Genomic DNA, 20,325 nt, shown 5'->3' on the forward strand with positions numbered 1-20,325 from the left:
GCGCTCACTCCCAGTCCCACCCGATTCCCACGATCCCCGTCCGCAGCCGTGGCTCGACGAGGTGGACCGAGTGGTGGAGCGGGCTGATCGGGAGTTCCTGACGGCCGCTGCGCGGGGCCGCCGCCGAGTGCTGGACGAACCGGTGACAGCGCAGCGGAAGCAGGCTCTCCGCGAAGCGGACCTGGAGCGCGTACTGGCCGCCCGCGTGACCGAACCCCCGCGCGTACTCGCGGGACACACCGGCCGTGCCGTCCTCGACTCCGTACCGGAAGAGGAAGGTGTCGCCGGAGCGCAGCCGGGTGTCGAAGAGCAGCTCGGCGACGAGGACACCGGTGTCGTGGTGCCGCAGGACCCGGCCCGTGCGGCAGTTCTCCAGGGCCTGTACGCGCATGAGGTCGGGCGTGCAGCCGGGGTCGCCGTGGTAGACGGCCAGGAAGCGGTCGACGCCGTCCCGGTGGGCGCGCACGATGTGGTGCGCCTCGCGGTCCAGGAGCTCGCGCCGGTCGCCGATCCGTACCCGCTCGTGCAGCCCGAGGATGTGCAGCCCGCCGTCGGCCGGGGCGTCCAGCTCGGCGAGCAGCCCCGCAAGGACGCCGTCGGCCTCGACGAGGGAGCGGTAGGAGCGGGCCGCGGGCCGACGCTCCGCGGTGCCTTCGGTGTTCTCGGCGAGGAGCCGGATCAGGGACTCCTCCGGCAACTGGAGGATCTCCTCCAGCGCGCGCACCGCGCGGAGCGACTCCGGGCGCTGCGGTCTGCGGGCGCCTTGCTGCCAGTAACTCAGGCTGGTGACGCCGACCTTGACCCCGTGGCGCGACAGATGGTGCTGGACGCGCTGGAGCGGCAGCCCGCGCGCGGCGATGGCGGCCCGCAGGGCGACGTGGAAGGGGCCGCCGCTGAGCACCGAGTCGAGTTCCGGGACCGGTATCGCGTCCCCGGCCACGTCCGGCTCCGCGGTGGCGACGGCGGCGCCGTCCGCGTGCTGAGGGGCGTGCGGCATTGCAGGGGCCTTTCTGTGAAGCGTTCACGACGGCTGGTCGGACCGTACGTGCGGGAGGCAGGTGCCCGCCCCGAGTTCCCCCGCATTGAAGCGTGTTGACCAAGCCCCGACAACACCTGAAGCGGAGGCATCCCCACCGTTGTCCACAGCCTCGCCGCGCTGTCACCCCTCGCCAGTAGGGTGTGAAACATGGCCGACCCCTCCAGCTACCGCCCCAGGCCGGGACAGATCCCGGACTCCCCCGGGGTCTATCGCTTCCGTGACGAGCACCGCCGGGTGATCTACGTCGGAAAGGCGAAGAGCCTGCGCCAGCGCCTTGCGAACTACTTCCAGGACCTGGCCGGACTGCATCCGCGCACTAGGACGATGGTCACCACGGCCGCGTCCGTGGAGTGGACGGTGGTGTCCACGGAGGTCGAGGCGCTCCAGCTGGAGTACTCCTGGATCAAGGAGTACGACCCCCGGTTCAACGTCAAGTACCGCGACGACAAGAGCTATCCCTACCTCGCGGTGACGCTGAACGAGGAGTTCCCGCGCGTGCAGGTGATGCGCGGTCACAAGAAGAAGGGCGTGCGCTACTTCGGGCCGTACGGCCACGCGTGGGCGATCCGCGACACCGTCGACCTCCTGCTCCGCGTCTTCCCCGTGCGCACCTGCTCGGCCGGAGTCTTCAAGAACTCCGCCCGCACCGACCGCCCCTGTCTGCTCGGCTACATCGGCAAGTGCTCCGCGCCCTGCGTGGGCCGCGTCTCGCCCGAGGAACACCGGGAACTGGCCGAGGAGTTCTGCGACTTCATGGCCGGGCGCACCGGCACCTATCTGCGCCGCCTGGAGAAGCAGATGATGCTGGCGGCCGACGAGATGGAGTACGAGCGGGCCGCCCGGCTGCGTGACGACATCGAGGCCCTGAAGAAGGCCATGGAGAAGAGCGCGGTCGTGCTCGCCGACGCGACCGACGCCGACCTGATCGCCGTCGCCGAGGACGAGCTGGAGGCGGCCGTGCAGATCTTCCACGTCCGCGGCGGACGCGTGCGCGGCCAGCGCGGCTGGGTCACCGACAAGGTCGAGGAGATCACCACCGGCGCCCTCGTCGAACACGCCCTCCAGCAGCTCTACGGCGAGGAGACCGGGGACTCGGTGCCCAAGGAGGTCCTCGTCCCGGCCCTGCCCGACCCGGCGGAGCCGGTCCAGGAGTGGCTCACCGAGCGCCGTGGGTCGAACGTCTCGCTGCGCATTCCGCAGCGCGGCGACAAGAAGGCGCTGATGGAGACCGTCGAGCGCAACGCCCAGCAGGCCCTCGTCCTGCACAAGACCAAGCGGGCCTCCGACCTGACCACGCGCTCGCGCGCGCTGGAAGAGATCGCCGACGCCCTCGGCCTGGACAGCGCGCCGCTGCGGATCGAGTGCTACGACATCTCGCACCTCCAGGGCGACGACGTGGTGGCCTCCATGGTCGTCTTCGAGGACGGCCTCCAGCGCAAGGGCGAGTACCGCCGCTTCCAGATCAAGGGCTTCGCCGGCCAGGACGACGTCCGTTCCATGCACGAGGTGATCTCCCGCCGCTTCAAGCGGTACATCGCCGAGAAGGAGAAGACTGGTGAGTGGGCCGACGGTGAGGACCCCCTCACCGAGGACGACGGCCGCCCCAAGAAGTTCGCCTACCCGCCCCAGCTCGTCGTCGTCGACGGCGGGCAGCCCCAGGTCGCCGCCGCCAAGAAGGCCCTGGACGAGCTGGGTATCGACGACATCGCCGTCTGCGGTCTCGCCAAGCGTCTGGAGGAGGTCTGGCTGCCCGGCGAGGACGACCCGGTGGTCCTGCCCCGCACCAGCGAGGGCCTGTATCTGCTCCAGCGGGTCCGTGACGAGGCCCACCGCTTCGCGATCACCTATCAGCGAGCCAAGCGAGCCAAGCGGTTCCGGTCCAGCCCGCTGGACGACGTCCCGGGCCTCGGCGAGACCCGCAAGCAGGCGCTGATCAAGCACTTCGGTTCGGTGAAGAAGCTGCGATCGGCGACAATCGACCAGATCTGTGAGGTTCCGGGCATAGGTCGCAAAACGGCCGAGACCATTGCCGCGGCCTTCGCCCAGGCGGCCCCGGCCGCGCCCGCCGTGAACACGGCGACTGGAGAGATCATGGAAGACATGGACGACCTACGGGGGCAGGAGACATGACCGAGCAGGAAAAGCAGACGCGACAAGAACCACCCAAGGAAAACGGAGCACAGGTGAGTACGCCCGGCGAGGCAGCCCCGGTCCCCGAGGCCGCCATCCCCGAGCTGGTGATCATCTCCGGCATGTCCGGAGCGGGCCGCTCGACCGCCGCGAAATGTCTGGAGGACCTCGGCTGGTTCGTCGTCGACAACCTGCCGCCCGCGCTGATCCCCACCATGGTGGAGCTCGGCGCCCGCTCCCAGGGCAACGTCGCCCGGATCGCGGTCGTCGTCGACGTCCGTGGCCGCCGCTTCTTCGACAACCTCCGCGAATCGCTCGCCGACCTCGACACCCGGGGCGTCACCCGGCGCATCGTCTTCCTGGAGTCCTCCGACGAGGCCCTGGTGCGCCGCTTCGAGTCGGTGCGCCGCCCGCACCCCCTCCAGGGCGACGGCCGGATCGTCGACGGCATCGCCGCCGAGCGCGAGCTGCTGCGCGAGCTGCGCGGCGACGCCGACCTGGTCATCGACACCTCCAGCCTCAACGTGCACGAGCTGCGCGCCAAGATGGACGCCCAGTTCGCGGGCGAGGAGGAGCCCGAGCTGCGGGCCACCGTGATGTCCTTCGGCTTCAAGTACGGCCTGCCCGTCGACGCCGACCTCGTCGTCGACATGCGCTTCCTGCCCAACCCGCACTGGGTCCCGGAGCTGCGCCCGTACACCGGCCTGAACGAGGAGGTGGCGGCGTATGTCTTCAACCAGCCCGGCGCCAAGGAGTTCCTCGACCGGTACACCGAGCTGCTCCAGCTGATTGCCGCAGGCTACCGTCGTGAGGGCAAGCGCTATGTGACCATCGCGGTCGGCTGCACCGGTGGCAAGCACCGTTCGGTGGCCACCTCGGAGAAGCTGGCCGCGCGGCTCGCCGCGCAGGGTGTGGAGACGGTGGTCGTACACCGGGACATGGGACGCGAATGACAGGACGTACACCGCGGCTGATCAGGGTGGGCCGGGGTTCCCCGGAGAGACGCATCAGCCGCCCCGCGGAGGCCCGCGGCGGCCGGCCGCGCCGCCGGGGCACCCAGCCCAAGGTCGTCGCCCTCGGCGGCGGCATGGGCCTGTCCGCCTCGCTCGCCGCACTGCGCCGGATCACCGGCGACCTCACCGCCGTCGTCACCGTGGCCGACGACGGCGGCTCCAGCGGGCGCCTGCGCGACGAGCTGGGCGTCCTGCCGCCCGGCGATCTGCGCAAGGCGCTGGCCGCGCTGTGCGGCGACGACGACTGGGGACAGACCTGGTCCCGGGTGATCCAGCACCGCTTCACCTCCCAGGGCGACCTGCACGACCACGCGGTCGGCAACCTGCTGATCGTCGCCCTGTGGGAGCAGCTCGGCGACCACGTCCAGGCCCTGGACCTGGTCGGCAAATTGCTCGGCGCGCACGGGCGCGTGCTGCCCATGTCCGCCGTACCGCTGGAGCTCCAGGCGCTGGTCAAGGGGCACGATCCGGAGCGGCCCGAGGACGTGGACACCGTGCTCGGCCAGGCCACCGTCGCCCTCACCCCCGGTGAGGTGCAGTCCGTGCACCTCGTGCCGCACGACCCGCCCGCCGTCCCCGAGGCCGTCGCGGCGGTCCTGGACGCCGACTGGGTGGTCCTGGGCCCCGGGTCCTGGTTCTCGTCGGTCATCCCGCACCTCCTCGTGCCCGAGCTGCTGGACGCGCTGACGGAGACCAAGGCGCGCCGGGTACTCTCGCTGAACCTCGCGCCGCAGCCCGGAGAAACCGAAGGCTTCTCCCCGCAGCGTCATTTGGAGGTTTTGGGACGACACGCCCCTAAACTCGCCCTGGACGTGGTGCTGGCCGACGAGGCAGCCGTGCCCGACCGCGAGGTGCTCACCGAGGCCGCCAAACGGTTCGGGGCCGCGGTCGAGCTGGCTCCGGTCGCCCGGAGGGACGGAACTCCGCGGCACGACCCGGAGCTGCTGGCCGCCGCGTACGACCGTATTTTTCGGATGCATGGAAGGATCGGCCCATGGCGATGACGGCAGCGGTGAAGGACGAGATCTCCCGGCTCCCCGTCACCCGGACCTGTTGCAGGAAGGCGGAGGTCTCCGCCGTTCTGCGGTTCGCCGGCGGCCTCCACCTGGTCAGCGGGCGGATCGTGATCGAGGCGGAGCTGGACACCGCGATGGCGGCCCGCCGGCTCAAGCGGGACATCCTGGAGATCTTCGGCCACAGCTCCGAGCTGATCGTGATGGCACCGGGCGGACTGCGCCGCGGCTCGCGCTACGTCGTCCGGGTCGTCGCCGGCGGTGATCAGCTGGCCCGGCAGACCGGCCTGGTCGACGGGCGGGGCCGCCCGATCCGCGGCCTGCCCCCGCAGGTCGTCTCCGGCGCCACCTGTGACGCCGAGGCCGCCTGGCGCGGCGCCTTCCTGGCCCACGGCTCGCTCACCGAGCCCGGCCGCTCCTCCTCCCTCGAGGTGACCTGCCCGGGCCCCGAGGCCGCGCTCGCGCTCGTCGGCGCCGCACGTCGGCTCTCCATCGCCGCGAAGGCCCGCGAGGTGCGCGGTGTGGACCGCGTGGTCGTCCGCGACGGCGACGCGATCGGCGCCCTGCTCACCCGGCTCGGCGCCCATGAGTCCGTGCTGGCCTGGGAGGAGCGGCGGATGCGGCGCGAGGTCCGGGCCACGGCGAACCGCCTCGCCAACTTCGACGACGCCAACCTCCGCCGCTCCGCGCGCGCGGCCGTCGCCGCCGGTGCCCGGGTCCAGCGCGCCCTGGAGATCCTCGGCGAGGAGGTCCCCGAGCACCTCGCCGCCGCCGGACGCCTGCGCATGGAGCACAAGCAGGCCTCCCTGGAGGAGCTGGGCGCGCTCGCCGACCCGCCGCTCACCAAGGACGCCGTGGCCGGCCGGATCCGCCGGCTGCTCGCGATGGCCGACAAGCGCGCCCAGGACCTCGGCGTCCCGGGCACCGAGTCCAGCCTCACCGAGGAGATGGCCGACAACCTCGTCGGCTGACGCCCGCTCACCACGCCGGTGGCCGCGCCCACTTGGGCGACGGCCACCGGCGTTTTCGTGTCCTGAGGCGCCCTTGACTCGATCATGGAGTGTCATGAGCCTGGCATCTGTTCGCTGACGTGGCGAACCCACACCAGGGGGGTTCATGAGACACAGAGCGAGATCGATCCTCGCTGTCGGCGCGCTCCTGATCGGCGGAGCGAGCTTCGCACCCATCGCCCAGGCACAGAACGGCAGTTCGGACACACCCGGTTCGGACGAGGTCAAGGTCTTCCGCGCCGAGGTCACCAAGCAGCAGATCCCGCTGCTGCTGGCCGCCGGACAGGACGGCCACGAATTCAGTGAGCAGGCGCCCGAGAAGGGCACCGCCACGATCGAGGTCTACCTCACCGACGCCCAGGCCGAGAAGCTGGAGAAGCACGGCGTCGAACTCACCGAGCACACCCTGTCCGCCAAGGCCGAACAGCGCGTCGAGGCCGCCGCCGAAGGCGTCTTCCGCCCCTACAGCGGCAGCGGTGGCCTGAAGGAGGAGATCCTCCGGGCCGGCCAGGAGAACCCCGGCCTCACCAAGGTCGTCTCCATCGGGAAGACCGTCACCGGCCAGGACATCCTCGCGCTGAAGCTCACCAAGAACGCCAAGAACTCCAAGGACGGCGCCAAGCCCGCCGTGCTGTACATGTCCAACCAGCACGCGCGCGAGTGGATCACCCCGGAGATGACCCGCCGGCTGATGCACCACTACCTGGACAACTACAAGTCCGACCGGCGCATCAAGAAGATCGTCGACAGCACCGAGCTGTGGTTCGTGCTCTCGGCCAACCCCGACGGCTACGACTACACCTTCCAGGACGACGGCGACCGCCAGTGGCGCAAGAACCTGAAGGACGTCAACGCCGACGGCGTCATCAGCACCGGCGACGGCGTCGACCTCAACCGCAACTTCCCCTACAAGTGGGGCTACGACAACGAGGGTTCGTCCCCCAACCCCACCAGCCAGACCTATCGCGGCGACGCCCCGGGCTCGGAGCCGGAGACCAAGGCGATCGACGCCTTCCAGAAGCGCATCGGCTTCGAACTCGGCATCAACTACCACTCGGCCGCCGAACTCCTCCTCTACGGCGTCGGCTGGCAGGTGGCCACGAACACCCCGGACGACGTCCTCTACAAGGCACTGGCCGGAACCCCCGACAACTCCGCGATCCCGGGCTACCACCCGCAGGTCTCCTCGGAGCTGTACACCACCAACGGCGAGGCCGACGGACACGCCTCCAACGTCAACGGCCTGGCGATGTTCACGCCCGAGATGTCGACCTGCCAGACCGCCTCGAACGTCGACCTGAACGACGCCTGGCTCCCCGGCGACTGCCAGTCGGTCTTCACCTTCCCGGACGACGAGAAGCTGATCCAGCAGGAGTTCACCAAGAACGTCCCGTTCGCGCTCTCCGTCGCCGAGTCCGCCGCCCACCCCGACCAGCCGGTCTCCGCGCTCGGCCTGAAGGCCGCCGACTTCACCCCGGCGCCGTTCACCACGTCGTACTCCCGCGGCGCCGACCAGGAGATCTCCGTCGTCGCCCGTAAGGCGCTGCGCGACAAGGAGCTCAAGTACCGCGTCAACGGCGGCCGTACGCACGACATGGCGCTCCGGCCCTGGAAGGGCGGCGAGACCTACGGCGGTGCGGACAACCTCCACTTCGACGAGTACCGCGCCAAGGCCGCCGACGGCGATCAGGGCGATCGGGTCGAGGTCTGGTTCACCGGCGAGACCAGGAGCGGCAAGAAGGTCTCCAGCGAGCACTTCACCTACACCGTCGCCGAACGCCCGCGCGCGGACGTCCTCGTCGTGGCCGAGGAGGGCGTGGCCGCGACCCAGGCGCAGACCTACGTCGACGCGCTGAAGGCCAACGGCCACAAGGCGGTCGTCTGGGACGTCGCCACGCAAGGAGCGCCGGACGCGCTCGGCGTGCTCGGCCACTTCGAAACCGTCGTCCACTACACCGGCGCCGGCGTCCCCGGCAACGCCACCCAGCTCCAGCTGCGCGCCTTCCTCAACGAGGGCGGCAAGCTGATCGAGGCCGGCGAACAGGCGGGCGGCAACGTCGACCTCGGCGGCGGCACCCTGTCCAACGACTTCAGCCAGTACTACCTCGGCGCCTACAGCCGCACGTCGCTGCCCGGGGCCACCGCCTTCGAGGGCTCCGGCGGAATCGCGGGCGCCCAGGGCACGCTGGCCGGGGCACCGGGCAACCCGCTGAACGCGGCCGGGTCCTACAGCGTCACCTCCGAGACCCTGCCCGCGGACACGTTCCCGCAGTTCGCGAGCGCCGGGGCGGGCCGCTACCCGGGCGCGGTCAACCCGTACGGCCCGTACGAGGGCAGCTACATGGCGGCCGTCACCCACAGCGACTACGCCTGGAACCGCCTCACCCGCACCGTCGACCTCACCTCCGTGACCGCCGCGGACGCCCCCAAGCTGCGCACCCGCATGCTGTGGAGCACCGAGCCGGGCTACGACCACGCCGTACTGGAGGCCCGTACCGCGGGCGGTGACGACTGGACCACGCTGCCGGACCTGGGCGGTGCGACCGGCACCGCGGTGCCCGAGGAGTGCTCGGCCGGGTACTTCATCCAGGCTCACCCCGCGCTCAAGCGGTACCTGACGCTCGCCGGAGGGGCCTGCACCCCGTCCGGCACCAGCGGCTCCTGGAACAGCTTCACCGGCGCTTCGGCCGGCTGGCAGGAGGTCTCCTTCGATCTGTCCGCCTACGCGGGCCGGACCGTGGAGCTCTCCCTCGGCTACATCACCGACCCCGGCTCCGGCGGACGCGGCGTTCTCGTCGACAACGCCTCCGTCGTGATCGGCGGCAGCGAGACCCAGACCGAGGGCTTCGAGACCTCGCTCGGCGCCTGGAGCACCCCCGGCCCACCCGCGGGCAGCCCCGCGGTCGTCAAGGACTGGGCCCGCGTGGGCCAGCTCTTCCAGACGTACGGCGCGGTCACCACACACGACACCGTGCTGCTCGGCTTCGGCCTGGAGCACGTGGTCGCCCCGGCCGACCGGGCGGCCCTGATCGGCAAGGCGCTCACCGCCCTCGACGGGTGAGACCGGACTCCGAGCGACCCCACTCTCCGTGAGGAAGAGGTGACAGGACGGTGAAGCCCAGGGGCGGTCCGTACCCCTACTGGCGGGTAAGGAACGCCTGCCCGTGTATGCGGCATCTCGATGTCACCACGGGGGCCTCAGGGAGGTAGGGTCGTAGGCGGTCGGGGACATCCCAAATACAGCTCGCCGGCACCGCATGGCCGGCGTACCAACGAGGAGATCGGTTCGTGACGATCCGCGTAGGCATCAACGGCTTCGGTCGTATCGGTCGCAACTACTTCCGCGCGCTGCTGGAGCAGGGTGCTGACATCGAGATCGTGGCTGTCAACGACCTGGGTGACACCGCGACCACCGCTCACCTGCTGAAGTACGACACGATTCTGGGGCGCCTCAAGCAGGAGGTCACCCACACCGCCGACACGATCACGGTCGACGGCCACACCATCAAGGTCCTGTCCGAGCGCAACCCCGCCGACATTCCGTGGGGCGAGCTGGGCGTCGACATCGTCATCGAGTCGACGGGCATCTTCACGAAGAAGGCCGACGCCGAGAAGCACATCGCCGGCGGCGCCAAGAAGGTCCTCATCTCGGCTCCGGCCTCCGGCGAGGACATCACCATCGTGATGGGCGTCAACCAGGACAAGTACGACGCGGCCAACCACCACGTCATCTCCAACGCCTCCTGCACCACCAACTGTGTGGCGCCCATGGCGAAGGTCCTCGACGAGAACTTCGGCATCGTCAAGGGTCTGATGACCACGGTCCACGCGTACACCAACGACCAGCGCATCCTGGACTTCCCGCACAAGGACCTGCGTCGCGCGCGCGCCGCCGCGGAGAACATCATCCCGACCACGACGGGTGCCGCCAAGGCCACCGCCCTGGTCCTCCCGCAGCTCAAGGGCAAGCTGGACGGCATCGCCATGCGCGTGCCGGTCCCGACCGGTTCCGCCACCGACCTGGTCGTGGAGCTGGAGCGCGAGGTCACCAAGGACGAGGTCAACGCCGCGTTCAAGAAGGCCTCCGAGGGCGAGCTCCAGGGCTACCTGTCCTACACGGAGGACGCGATCGTCTCCTCCGACATCGTCAGCGACCCGGCGTCCTGCACCTTCGACTCCTCCCTGACCATGGTCCAGGAGGGCAAGTCGGTGAAGATCCTCGGTTGGTACGACAACGAGTGGGGCTACTCCAACCGCCTCGTCGACCTCACGGTCTTCGTCGGCAACCAGCTCTGATCCCCGGAGCAGGCACTTCGATGTGAGAGCAGGGCCCGGGCGGCGCAGGGACGCGCCGCCCGGGCCCTGACTCGCGTAAAGACCGGCCCACTTAGGATCACGAGCATCACGCACACTCCTCGGGAGCCCTCTCAATGAAGACGATCGACGAACTTCTCGCCGAAGGCGTCGCAGGCAAGCGGGTCTTCGTCCGCGCCGACCTGAACGTGCCGCTGGCCGGCACCACGATCACCGACGACGGCCGTATCCGCGCCGTCCTGCCCACCGTCAAGGCCCTCGCCGAGGCGGGCGCCCGCGTGATCGTGGCCTCCCACCTGGGCCGCCCCAAGGGCGCCCCGGACCCGGCCTTCTCACTCGCCCCCGCGGCCGCGCGCCTCGGTGAACTGCTCGGCGCGGACGTCGCCTTCGCCACCGACACGGTCGGCGAGTCGGCGCGCTCCACCGTCGCGGGCCTCGCCGACGGCCAGGTCGCCGTCATCGAGAACCTGCGCTTCAACGCCGGCGAGACCAGCAAGGACGACGCCGAGCGCGCCGGCTTCGCCCGCGAACTCGCCGCCCTCGCCGACGCCTACGTCGGTGACGGCTTCGGCGCCGTGCACCGCAAGCACGCCTCCGTGTACGACCTCCCGGCCGAGCTGCCGCACTACGCCGGCTACCTCATCGCCACCGAGGTCGGCGTCCTGAAGAAGCTCACCGAGGACGTCAAGCGGCCCTACGCCGTGGCCCTCGGCGGCTCCAAGGTCTCCGACAAGCTGGCCGTCATCGACCAGCTCCTCGGCAAGGCCGACCGCATCCTCATCGGTGGCGGCATGGCCTTCACCTTCCTCAAGGCCAAGGGCTACGAGGTCGGCACCTCGCTGCTCCAGGAGGACCAGATCCCGGCCGTCACCGAATACCTGGAGCGCGCCGAGAAGCTGGGCGTCGAACTGGTGCTCCCGGTCGACGTCGTGGTCTCCCCGGGCTTCCCGGACCTGAAGGCCAAGGCGCCCACCGAGCACACCGCCGTCGACGCGGACCGGATGCCCGAGGGGCAGCTGGGCCTGGACATCGGCCCGAAGACCGGCGAACTGTACGCCGGAAAGCTCACCGACGCCGCGACCGTGTTCTGGAACGGTCCCATGGGCGTCTTCGAGCACCCCGACTACGCCGAGGGCACCAAGGCGGTCGCCCAGGCCCTCGTCGACTCGGACGGGTTCACCGTCGTCGGTGGCGGAGACTCCGCCGCTGCCGTGCGTACGCTCGGTTTCGACGAGAACGCGTTCGGCCACATCTCGACCGGTGGCGGCGCCTCCCTCGAATACCTCGAGGGCAAGACGCTCCCCGGCCTCGCCGCACTGGAGGACTGACCCGATGAGCACGCGCACGCCGCTGATGGCGGGCAACTGGAAGATGAACCTCAACCACCTCGAGGCCATCGCCCACGTCCAGAAGCTCGCCTTCGCCCTCGCGGACAAGGACTACGAGGCCGTCGAGGTCGCCGTCCTGCCGCCCTTCACCGACCTGCGCTCCGTGCAGACCCTGGTCGACGGCGACAAGCTGAAGATCAAGTACGGCGCCCAGGACATCTCGGCGCAGGACTCCGGCGCCTACACCGGTGAGATCTCCGGCCCGATGCTGGCCAAGCTGAAGTGCACGTACGTGGCCATCGGCCACTCCGAGCGCCGCCAGTACCACAACGAGACCGACGAGATCGTCAACGCCAAGGTCAAGGCCGCCTACAAGCACGGCCTGACCCCGATCCTGTGCGTCGGCGAGGAGCTGGACGTCCGCGAGGCGGGCAACCACGTCTCCCACACCCTCGCCCAGGTCGAGGGCGGTCTGAAGGACCTCCCGGCCGAGCAGGCCGAGACCATCGTGATCGCCTACGAGCCCGTCTGGGCCATCGGCACCGGCAAGGTCTGCGGCGCCGGGGACGCCCAGGAGGTCTGCGCGGCCATCCGCGGCAAGCTCGCCGAGCTGTACACGCAGGACGTCGCCGACAAGATCCGCATCCAGTACGGCGGCTCGGTGAAGTCCGGCAACTGCGCCGAGATCATGGCGCAGCCCGACATCGACGGCGCCCTGGTCGGCGGTGCTTCGCTGGACGCCGACGAGTTCGTCAAGATCGTGCGCTTCCGCGACCAGTGAGTATGCGGTAGCGGCGATCCGTCGTACCCTTGCGGGGGCACAGCCCGGTGGCTGTGCCCCTGTCGTCCATCCAGATCCGAGGAAGTTGGTCCAGCCGTGGTTATGGGGTTCTCGATCGCCCTGATCGTGTTCAGCGGGCTGCTGATGCTGCTGGTGCTGATGCACAAGGGCAAGGGCGGCGGCCTCTCCGACATGTTCGGTGGCGGGATGCAGTCGTCCGTCGGCGGCTCCTCGGTCGCCGAGCGCAACCTCGACCGGATCACCGTCGTGGTCGGTCTGCTGTGGTTCGCGTGCATTGTCGTGCTCGGCCTTCTGATGAAGGTGAACAACTGACCGGCACGCACAATCCGTACGTAAGGCCCCATGTTCGGTACGCGCAGCTGAGCGCGGCCTATCATGGGGCTTGCGTCTTGATATGGGGCCTGTAACTCCAATCACTGGACGCGCGTTGGGCCTTACGTAGACTGAGGCGCTCGCAACGAAGCGAAACGCCGACTCGCTTCGCGGCACCATCACGCAGGGAGTTACACCGTGGCAAGTGGCAACGCGATCCGAGGAAGCCGGGTCGGGGCGGGGCCGATGGGCGAGGCCGAGCGCGGCGAGTCCGCGCCCCGGTTGCGCATCTCCTTCTGGTGCTCCAACGGGCACGAGACCCAGCCCAGCTTCGCCAGCGACGCGCAGGTCCCCGACACCTGGGACTGCCCGCGCTGCGGCTTTCCCGCCGGGCAGGACCGGGACAACCCGCCGGACCCGCCGCGCACCGAGCCCTACAAGACGCACCTGGCGTACGTGCGGGAGCGGCGCAGCGACGCGGACGGCGAGGCGATCCTCGCCGAGGCGCTCGCCAAACTGCGGGGCGAGATCTAGAACTTGAGGACCGGCCAGGCGCCCATCGGTGCCTGGCCGGAGCTGTATCGCGGGCCGCCGCTCCCCGGGCCCCGGCCGATTGTCAGTGGTGCCCTCTACGGTTTGTGCATCGATCTTGTGCATCGGGCGCAATCGTGAGGGGGAGACGTGACGACGGTCGAGACGGGGGACGTGCGCGCACCGGCGTGGCGCGGTGGGTTCGGACGGCTGTGGAGCGCCGCCGTGCTCTCCAGCTTCGGCGACGCACTGCGTACGGCCGCGCTGCCGCTGCTCGCCGCGACACTGACCGACCGGCCCCTGCTCATCGCCGCGGTCACCGCCTGCGGCTATCTGCCCTGGATCGTCTTCGGGCTGCTGGGCGGCGCCGTCGCCGACCGGGTGGACCAGCGGCGCGCGATGTGGACGGTGGACGCGGTACGCGGACTGCTGGTCGCCGCTTTCGCCGTGGCCGTCGCGCTCGGACACGCCTCGATCGGCCTGCTGATCGCGCTGGCCTTCGCCCTGACCACGCTTCAGACCCTCTTCGACAACGCCTCGACGGCGCTGCTGCCCGCCCTGGTGGACCCCGCCGAGCTGGGCAGCGCCAACGCCCGGCTGATGACCGGACAGCGGGTCGCCGGCGGACTGCTGGGCGCCCCCGCGGTGCCGCTGCTGCTCGCGGCCGGGGCGGCGGTGCCCTTCGCGGCCGACGCGGTCACCTTCCTGGTGGCCGCCGCGCTGGTGGCCTCGCTGCGGACCGAGCCGCCGCAGCGCAAGCCCAGACCCGCGGGCAGCACCCTGCGCCGGGAGATCGCCGAAGGACTGCGCGCCCTGTGGCGGGACCGAGCCCTGCGCGGCCTGTGCGCCGCGACCGCCCTGTGCAACATCGGCATGGGCGCCCTCATCGCCACACTGGTCCTGCTGGTCACGGGCTGGCTGGACGCCGGCAGCACCGGATACGCGGTCGCGATGACGGCGTACACCGTCGGCAGCCTGACCGGCGGTCTCGCCGGGGGCGCGCTCGTCGCCCGGATCGGGCGGGTGCGGGCGGTACTGCTCGCCGGGACCGTGCAGATCGGCGCGCTCCTCGCGATGGGCTCGATACGTCATCTGGCCGCCCTGGGCCTCGCCCTGGCCGTGTTCGGGTTCATGGGGATGGTGTGGAACGTCAACACCACGACCCTGATGCAGCAGCGCACCCCCGCCGACCTGCTGGGCCGCGTGAGCTCGGCGTTCAGAACCCTCGGTGTCGCCGGGGCCCCGGTGGGCGCGCTGCTCGGCGGCGCCGCCGCCACCGCCTGGGGACTGAACAGTCCCGCCCTGCTCGCGGCCGCGTTCTTCGTCCTGTCCGTCCTCGCGCTGATACCTGTGCTCAAGGTGGACGTATTTGTTGTTGCCCCGCACGACGACAGCACGACCGCTCACGTCACCCGCTGATCAACTAGGTTGGGACCAGCGGGGACAGGTACGAAAGAAGGCTGAAGTCCGAGATGAACCAAGACGGCCGTACCCGGCTCAACCAGACGCCCGAGTGGACCGCACTGACCAAGCATCGCGAGCAGCTCGGCGAGGTGCGGCTGCGCGAGCTGTTCGCCGCCGAGCCCGGCCGCGGCTCCGCGTACACGCTTCGGGTCGGCGACCTGTACATCGACTACTCCAAGCACCTCGTCACCGACGAGACACTGCGCCTGCTGCGTGAGCTGGCCGCCGCCACCGATGTGTTCGGGCTGCGGGACGCCATGTTCCGCGGTGACCGCATCAACCTCACCGAGGACCGGGCGGTCCTGCACACCGCGCTGCGCGCCCCGCGCGAGGCGGTCGTCGAGGTGGACGGCGAGAACGTCGTCCCCGGGGTGCACGCCGTCCTCGACAAGATGGGCGACTTCGCCGACCGCGTCCGCTCCGGCGCGTGGACCGGCCACACCGGCAAGCGCATCAAGAACGTCGTCAACGTCGGCATCGGCGGCTCCGACCTCGGCCCCGCCATGGCTTACGAAGTGCTGCGCGCCTTCACCGACCGCGAGCTGACGGTCCGCTTCGTGTCCAATGTCGACGGCGCCGATCTGCACGAGGCCACCCGCGACCTGGACGCGGCGGAGACGCTGTTCATCATCGCCTCCAAGACCTTCACCACCATCGAGACCATCACCAACGCGACCTCGGCGCGCAATTGGCTGCTGAGGGAGCTGAACGCCGGTCAGGAAGCCGTCGCCCGGCACTTCGTGGCGCTGTCCACGAACACCGAGAAGGTGACGGAGTTCGGCATCGATCCGGCGAACATGTTCGAGTTCTGGGACTGGGTCGGCGGCCGCTACTCCTACGACTCGGCGATCGGCCTCTCCCTGATGATCGCCATCGGCCCGGACCGCTTCCGCGAGATGCTCGACGGATTCCGGCTGGTCGACGAGCACTTCAGGACCGCCCCCGCCGAGTCCAATGTGCCGCTGCTGCTGGGCCTGCTGGGCATCTGGTACGGCAACTTCCACGACGCCCAGTCGCACGCGGTGCTGCCGTACAGCCACTACCTCTCCAAGTTCACGGCGTATCTCCAGCAGCTCGACATGGAGTCCAACGGCAAGTACGTCGGCCGGGACGGACTGCCGGTCCAGTGGCAGACCGGGCCGGTTGTGTGGGGCACGCCGGGCACCAACGGGCAGCACGCGTACTACCAGTTGATCCATCAGGGCACCAAGCTGATCCCGGCGGACTTCATCGGGTTCGCCAAGCCGGTCGCCGAACAGAGCGAGGAACTCAAGGCGCAGCACGACCTGCTGATGGCGAACTTCTTCGCCCAGACGCAGGCGCTGGCCTTCGGCAAGACGCCGGACGAGGTCCGTGCGGAGGGGGTGCCGGAGGAGCTGGTCGCCCACAAGACGTTCCAGGGCAACCACCCGACGACCACGATCCTCGCCCGTGAGCTGACGCCGTCGGTGCTCGGACAGCTCGTCGCGCTCTACGAGCACAAGGTGTTCGTCCAGGGTGCCGTCTGGAACATCGACTCCTTCGACCAGTGGGGCGTGGAGCTGGGCAAGGTGCTCGCCAAGCGGGTCGAGCCCGCGCTGACCGAGGGCGCCGAGGTGCCGGGTCTGGACGCCTCCACCAAGGCGTTGGTCGCCAAGTACCGCGAGCTGCGCGGGCGGTGACCCGGAAGCGGGCTGCGAGGAGTAGCCATGCCTCAGGCGACGGCGCTCAGCGTGTCCGTCAGTCTTCGCCTCGCAGCCCTCGTCGCGGGCACCGCCGCCACCGCTGCTGCGCCTGCCACCGCCGCCGCGCCGAACACCAGCAGGAGCGCGGCGGACGGGGCGTTCGCTATTCCTGCCCCCACGCCGCTCGATCTGCCCTGCGCGTCGATCAGCCACCGGCCCAGCGGTGCCCCCAGCGCCGTGCCCGCCACCACCGCCACCAGTGCCGTGAAGGCCGTCGCTGTGATCGTGATGCCGATGATCTGGCGGGGGGAGAGGCCGATGGCCTTCAGGGCCAGTAGGTCGCGTTCGCCCTCGCGGACCATGCCGCCGATCGCCGTGAGGAGTTCGATCAGGCCGATCAGGGCCAGGATCGTGATCAGGCCGACCACCACCCCGCGCAGGGGTGAGAGACCGTCGGCCGGGTTGGGGACGGTGTGGACGTCGAGGTGGCCGTGGCCGGCCGAGGTCAGGCGGGCCGCGACCGTGGAGGCGTCGGCGCCGGGGTGGAGCTGGAGTTCGTAGCGGCTCGGGGTGAGGCCGGGGTCGTTCTCGCGGAGGGTGTCGAGCGAGGTGGAGATCGTGCGCCCGGCGTTCTCCGGCTCGATGCTGCGGCCGACGATGTGCAGGATCTGCGGCTCGTCGCCGACCGTCATGCGGACCCAGTCGCCGACCTCGGCGTCCAGCAGGTTCAACAGGCCCTGTCCGGCGACCGCCTCGTCCGGGCCGTCCGCCGCGCGGCCCTCGGCGAGGGCGTGCGGGTAGGGGGCCTCGCGGGTGCCGAGGCCGCGCAGCGCGATCGTGGAGGTCTGGCCCGGAACCAGTGCCGCGACCTCGACGCCCGGGTAGACCGCGGCGACCTGCGGATCGTCGTCCAGCAACGCGCGGGCGTCGCGGGCGCCCATGCCGGAGTCGGTGTGGACCGTGAGCGCTGTGGGCAGGCCGATCTGCTCGGGGCGGCTCTGGAAGCGGTCGATGGTGCTCCAGGCGCTGAGCGCGACGACGATCAGCAGCAGGGGCAGGGCGAGCCGGGCGACGGTGGCGAGGGTGCGCGGGCGGCGGGCGAACGCGGTGTGCCAGCCCAGCACCAGCGCGGGGGACAGCCGTACCCCCAGCAGTCGCCGGACCGGACCCGACAGGCCGGCGCCCGCCGAGGAGGCCGGCCGGGGCACCGGCACCGGAGGCACCCGGCCCGCCCGCCAGGCCGCGAGGCCGGTCGTCGCGGCGATGAACAGGACCGCGCAGACCGGGACGGCGAACAGCACCACCGCGTGCCCGGGCAGCCCCTGCCACACGCCGACCGCGTCGCCGAGCCGCCCCGGGAGCCGGTTGCCCAGGGCCTCGGTGAGGGCTGCCGCGGACACGGCGCCCAGCAGAGCGTAGGCGAGATGCTGGAGCAGATAGACGCGGACCACCTGGCTCGGGGTGAAGCCGATGGCCTTGAGGATGGAGATGTCGCGGAGGTGGCCGCGGATGCGGGTGGCGATCGCCCCGTGCACCGCGAGTCCGGCGGCGATCAGCGCGCCCAGGCCGAACAGGCCCAGCACCTGGCCGAGCAGCCGGTTGTCGCCCTGTTCCTCGGCGCGTGCCTGCTTCCAGGTGGTGACCTCGCCGACCGCGCCGGCGCCCAGCTCGGTGACGGCGCGCTGGACGGCGTAGTCGGTGTCCTCGGGGTCCGTCAGGCGCAGGCCGGTGACCTGGCCGTTCGGGTCGCGTACAGCGGAGGGCAGGGCCCAGACCAGTCCGGGCCGCTCACCGGGTCGGTAGCGGGGCTCGGCGCTGTCGGCGACGCCGAGGACGGTCAGGGTCCGGGCCGTGCCGGGGAGGGTGAGGGTGTCCCCGGGGGCGGCGAGCAGGGTGCGGGCGAGGCGGGATTCGAGGACGACTCCGTCGGGGGTCGCCGGGTCCAGCCAGTGGCCTGAGGCGATCAGCGGGCGGCCGACGGACGGCCGGTCGGGGGTGCCGCGCAGTTCGACCGCGGCGCGGGCGCCCCGGGAGGCGAGGGTGGTGGACGCGGTGGGGTAGGGGCCGGCGACCGCGGTGACGCCGTCCAGCGCGTTCAGCCGGCCCGCGTCGGCGGTGTCGGCCGTGTGCAGCCAGACGTGGGCACCACGGGACTGGGTGAACACGCGCTGCCAGGGATTGGTGGCGTAGCCGAACAGGGCAGTGGCCAGCAGCAGGGAGACGACGACGCCCGCGGTGGCGAGGACCAGGAACAGTGCCTCGCCGCGGTGCGTACGCAGATCGGAGTGCGCCCAGCGCAAGGTGGCTCGCATCGGCTCAGGCTCCCCGGGGATCGTCGCACGGGCGCAAGGCCTTGGACCGTGGCAGGGAGACGACGTACGCGCCCATGTCAGTCCCTGAGCTCCAGTACGCCCGATATGCCCGAGCGGCGCGGCGGGGTGGTGTCGGCGAGGGCCGCGTCGTCGGCTATGCGGCCGTCGAAGAAGCTGATCACGCGGTCCGCCGCGCTCGCCAGCCGGGCGTCATGGGTGACCAGCAGGATCGTCTGGCCGCGCTGGTGGAAGCGGGACAGCAGGCGCATCACCTCGCGGGTGCCCTTGCTGTCGAGGCTGCCCGCGGGCTCGTCGGCCAGCAGCAGCGCGGGATGGTTGACCAGGGCGCGGGCCAGTGCCACCCGCTGCTGCTCACCGCCGGACAGCTCGCCCGGCATGCTGCGCGCCTTGCCGTCGAGGCCGAGCTCGGCCAGCAGCTCCTCCCGCTCCGCGCGGGCCTTCCTGGGCGGGACTCCGGCGAGCAGGGCGGGCAGCTCGACGTTGTCGGCGACCGACAGGTTCGAGACCAGGTTGAAGAACTGGAAGACGATGCCGATGCGCTTTCTGCGCTCCACCGCCCAGCGCGCCTCGCTCCAGGTGTCCGTGGGCACACCGTCCAGGCGGATGGTGCCGCTGTCCGGCCGCTGGAGTCCGCCCAGCAGATGCAGCAGCGTCGACTTCCCGGCGCCCGAAGGGCCGGTGATCGCCACGAACTCGCCGCCCGCCACCCGCAGGTCGACCCCGCGCACGGCGTGGGCCGGGGCGCCCTCGCCGTGGTGAGTCTTGACCAGGCGCTCGGCGTGCAGCACGGGAGCGGGACCCTCGCTCATTCCAGCTCCTCCAGCTCTTCCTGGCAGCGCTCCAGCCAGTCGAGGTCGGCCTGGAGATGCAGCATCGCGCCCTCTATCAGCAGATGGGCGATGCGGTTGTCGCGGTCTTCGGCGGCGGCCAGCTTGGAGAGGGTACGCATGGTGGTGAGGTACTGGCGCCGCTGTTTGTTGATGAGGGCGATCTGGTCGGCGAGGCCGGACTGGGGAGCGAGAGCCAGCTTCATGAAGAACTCGTCCCGCACCCGCGGCTCGTCCTCGGTCTCCTCGAACCAGGCGCTCAGCGCCTCGCGCCCGGCGTCGGTGAGGTGGTAGACCTTCTTGTTGGGCCGGCTGGACTGCTGTACGTCCTCGCCCTCGATCAGTCCCGACTTCTCGAGGCGGCCGAGGGTGACATAGATCTGGCCGACGTTCGGCTGAGGGTACGCCGAGCCCAGCATCCGCTCAAGGTCCTGCTTGAGCTCGTAGCCGTGCGCGGGGCCGCGCGCGAGGAGTGCCAGGAGGGGCAGGCGCACTCGTGCAGTCCTCCTAGGTCCTCGGTAATGTGCGACGGACCCTAGTATCGC

The 20,325-nt window shown here is 70.7% G+C and carries 16 protein-coding genes; 12 read left to right on the top strand and 4 right to left on the bottom strand.

Features of this window, described 5'->3' with window-relative positions; all coding sequences use genetic code 11:
• Positions 1-4: 4 nt before the first annotated feature.
• Entirely contained in the window at positions 5-997 is a 993-nt protein-coding gene (locus tag BN159_RS32350) for a hypothetical protein (RefSeq protein ID WP_015661243.1), read from the bottom strand.
• A gap of 189 nt (positions 998-1,186) precedes the next feature.
• Between BN159_RS32350 and uvrC the strand changes: the two genes are divergently transcribed.
• From uvrC to pgi, 12 genes are all read left to right on the top strand, one after another.
• Positions 1,187-3,169: an excinuclease ABC subunit UvrC gene (uvrC, locus tag BN159_RS32355; protein WP_015661244.1), complete on the top strand. Its 1,983-nt coding sequence runs from the start codon at positions 1,187-1,189 to the stop codon at positions 3,167-3,169.
• On the top strand, positions 3,166-4,122 hold the full coding sequence (gene rapZ, locus BN159_RS32360) for an RNase adapter RapZ (RefSeq protein WP_015661245.1): 957 nt from the start codon (positions 3,166-3,168) through the stop codon (positions 4,120-4,122). The genes uvrC and rapZ overlap by 4 nt, the downstream gene beginning before the upstream one ends.
• The gene (locus BN159_RS32365; RefSeq protein ID WP_015661246.1) at positions 4,119-5,186 is read left to right on the top strand and encodes a gluconeogenesis factor YvcK family protein; all 1,068 of its coding nucleotides are present in this window, start codon (positions 4,119-4,121) and stop codon (positions 5,184-5,186) included. Before rapZ ends, BN159_RS32365 begins: the two co-directional genes overlap by 4 nt.
• On the top strand, positions 5,177-6,166 hold the full coding sequence (whiA, locus tag BN159_RS32370) for a DNA-binding protein WhiA (protein WP_015661247.1): 990 nt from the start codon (positions 5,177-5,179) through the stop codon (positions 6,164-6,166). The genes BN159_RS32365 and whiA overlap by 10 nt, the downstream gene beginning before the upstream one ends.
• A gap of 145 nt (positions 6,167-6,311) precedes the next feature.
• Positions 6,312-9,266, top strand: coding sequence for a M14 family metallopeptidase (locus tag BN159_RS32375; protein WP_015661248.1), 2,955 nt, complete (start codon positions 6,312-6,314; stop codon positions 9,264-9,266).
• 227 nt (positions 9,267-9,493) lie between these two features.
• Complete coding sequence (gene gap / locus BN159_RS32380; protein ID WP_015661249.1) at positions 9,494-10,501, top strand: type I glyceraldehyde-3-phosphate dehydrogenase; 1,008 nt, start codon at positions 9,494-9,496, stop codon at positions 10,499-10,501.
• 134 nt (positions 10,502-10,635) lie between these two features.
• Positions 10,636-11,847, top strand: a complete 1,212-nt coding sequence (locus tag BN159_RS32385; protein ID WP_015661250.1) for a phosphoglycerate kinase — start codon at positions 10,636-10,638, stop codon at positions 11,845-11,847.
• A gap of 4 nt (positions 11,848-11,851) precedes the next feature.
• Positions 11,852-12,628, top strand: a complete 777-nt coding sequence (gene tpiA, locus BN159_RS32390) for a triose-phosphate isomerase (protein ID WP_015661251.1) — start codon at positions 11,852-11,854, stop codon at positions 12,626-12,628.
• Positions 12,629-12,730: 102 nt separating this feature from the next.
• Positions 12,731-12,961, top strand: a complete 231-nt coding sequence (gene secG, locus BN159_RS32395) for a preprotein translocase subunit SecG (protein ID WP_015661252.1) — start codon at positions 12,731-12,733, stop codon at positions 12,959-12,961.
• Positions 12,962-13,207: 246 nt separating this feature from the next.
• On the top strand, positions 13,208-13,495 hold the full coding sequence (locus BN159_RS32400) for an RNA polymerase-binding protein RbpA (protein WP_004002138.1): 288 nt from the start codon (positions 13,208-13,210) through the stop codon (positions 13,493-13,495).
• Positions 13,496-13,642: 147 nt separating this feature from the next.
• On the top strand, positions 13,643-14,911 hold the full coding sequence (locus BN159_RS32405; protein WP_015661253.1) for an MFS transporter: 1,269 nt from the start codon (positions 13,643-13,645) through the stop codon (positions 14,909-14,911).
• Between the two features lie 53 nt (positions 14,912-14,964).
• Positions 14,965-16,617: a glucose-6-phosphate isomerase gene (gene pgi / locus BN159_RS32410; RefSeq protein ID WP_015661254.1), complete on the top strand. Its 1,653-nt coding sequence runs from the start codon at positions 14,965-14,967 to the stop codon at positions 16,615-16,617.
• Between the two features lie 32 nt (positions 16,618-16,649).
• Here pgi and BN159_RS32415 read toward each other — a convergent pair whose 3' ends face one another.
• The 3 genes from BN159_RS32415 to BN159_RS32425 all read right to left on the bottom strand — a co-directional run bounded on the left by BN159_RS32415 (position 16,650) and on the right by BN159_RS32425 (position 20,274).
• Complete coding sequence (locus BN159_RS32415; protein ID WP_015661255.1) at positions 16,650-18,932, bottom strand: ABC transporter permease; 2,283 nt, start codon at positions 18,930-18,932, stop codon at positions 16,650-16,652.
• Between the two features lie 77 nt (positions 18,933-19,009).
• A complete protein-coding gene (locus tag BN159_RS32420; protein WP_015661256.1) occupies positions 19,010-19,762 on the bottom strand; it encodes an ABC transporter ATP-binding protein in 753 nt (250 codons plus the stop codon).
• Positions 19,759-20,274 (bottom strand): PadR family transcriptional regulator, encoded by a 516-nt coding sequence (locus BN159_RS32425; protein WP_015661257.1) that lies wholly within the window; start codon positions 20,272-20,274, stop codon positions 19,759-19,761. Before BN159_RS32425 ends, BN159_RS32420 begins: the two co-directional genes overlap by 4 nt.
• Positions 20,275-20,325 lie beyond the last annotated feature (51 nt).

Source organism: Streptomyces davaonensis JCM 4913 (assembly GCF_000349325.1).
GTDB classification, from domain to species: Bacteria; Actinomycetota; Actinomycetes; order Streptomycetales; family Streptomycetaceae; genus Streptomyces; species Streptomyces davaonensis.

Excerpts from the sequence above, each read along its gene's own strand:
- pgi (WP_015661254.1), top strand. The coding sequence starts at position 14,965 with ATGAACCAAGACGGCCGTACCCGGCTCAACCAGACGCCCGAGTGGACC.
- tpiA (WP_015661251.1), top strand. The coding sequence starts at position 11,852 with ATGAGCACGCGCACGCCGCTGATGGCGGGCAACTGGAAGATGAACCTC.
- whiA (WP_015661247.1), top strand. The coding sequence starts at position 5,177 with ATGGCGATGACGGCAGCGGTGAAGGACGAGATCTCCCGGCTCCCCGTC.
- BN159_RS32400 (WP_004002138.1), top strand. The coding sequence starts at position 13,208 with ATGGGCGAGGCCGAGCGCGGCGAGTCCGCGCCCCGGTTGCGCATCTCC.
- BN159_RS32385 (WP_015661250.1), top strand. The coding sequence starts at position 10,636 with ATGAAGACGATCGACGAACTTCTCGCCGAAGGCGTCGCAGGCAAGCGG.
- BN159_RS32350 (WP_015661243.1), bottom strand. The coding sequence starts at position 997 with ATGCCGCACGCCCCTCAGCACGCGGACGGCGCCGCCGTCGCCACCGCG.
- BN159_RS32365 (WP_015661246.1), top strand. The coding sequence starts at position 4,119 with ATGACAGGACGTACACCGCGGCTGATCAGGGTGGGCCGGGGTTCCCCG.
- uvrC (WP_015661244.1), top strand. The coding sequence starts at position 1,187 with ATGGCCGACCCCTCCAGCTACCGCCCCAGGCCGGGACAGATCCCGGAC.
- BN159_RS32415 (WP_015661255.1), bottom strand. The coding sequence starts at position 18,932 with ATGCGAGCCACCTTGCGCTGGGCGCACTCCGATCTGCGTACGCACCGC.
- BN159_RS32375 (WP_015661248.1), top strand. The coding sequence starts at position 6,312 with ATGAGACACAGAGCGAGATCGATCCTCGCTGTCGGCGCGCTCCTGATC.
- BN159_RS32420 (WP_015661256.1), bottom strand. The coding sequence starts at position 19,762 with ATGAGCGAGGGTCCCGCTCCCGTGCTGCACGCCGAGCGCCTGGTCAAG.
- rapZ (WP_015661245.1), top strand. The coding sequence starts at position 3,166 with ATGACCGAGCAGGAAAAGCAGACGCGACAAGAACCACCCAAGGAAAAC.
- secG (WP_015661252.1), top strand. The coding sequence starts at position 12,731 with ATGGGGTTCTCGATCGCCCTGATCGTGTTCAGCGGGCTGCTGATGCTG.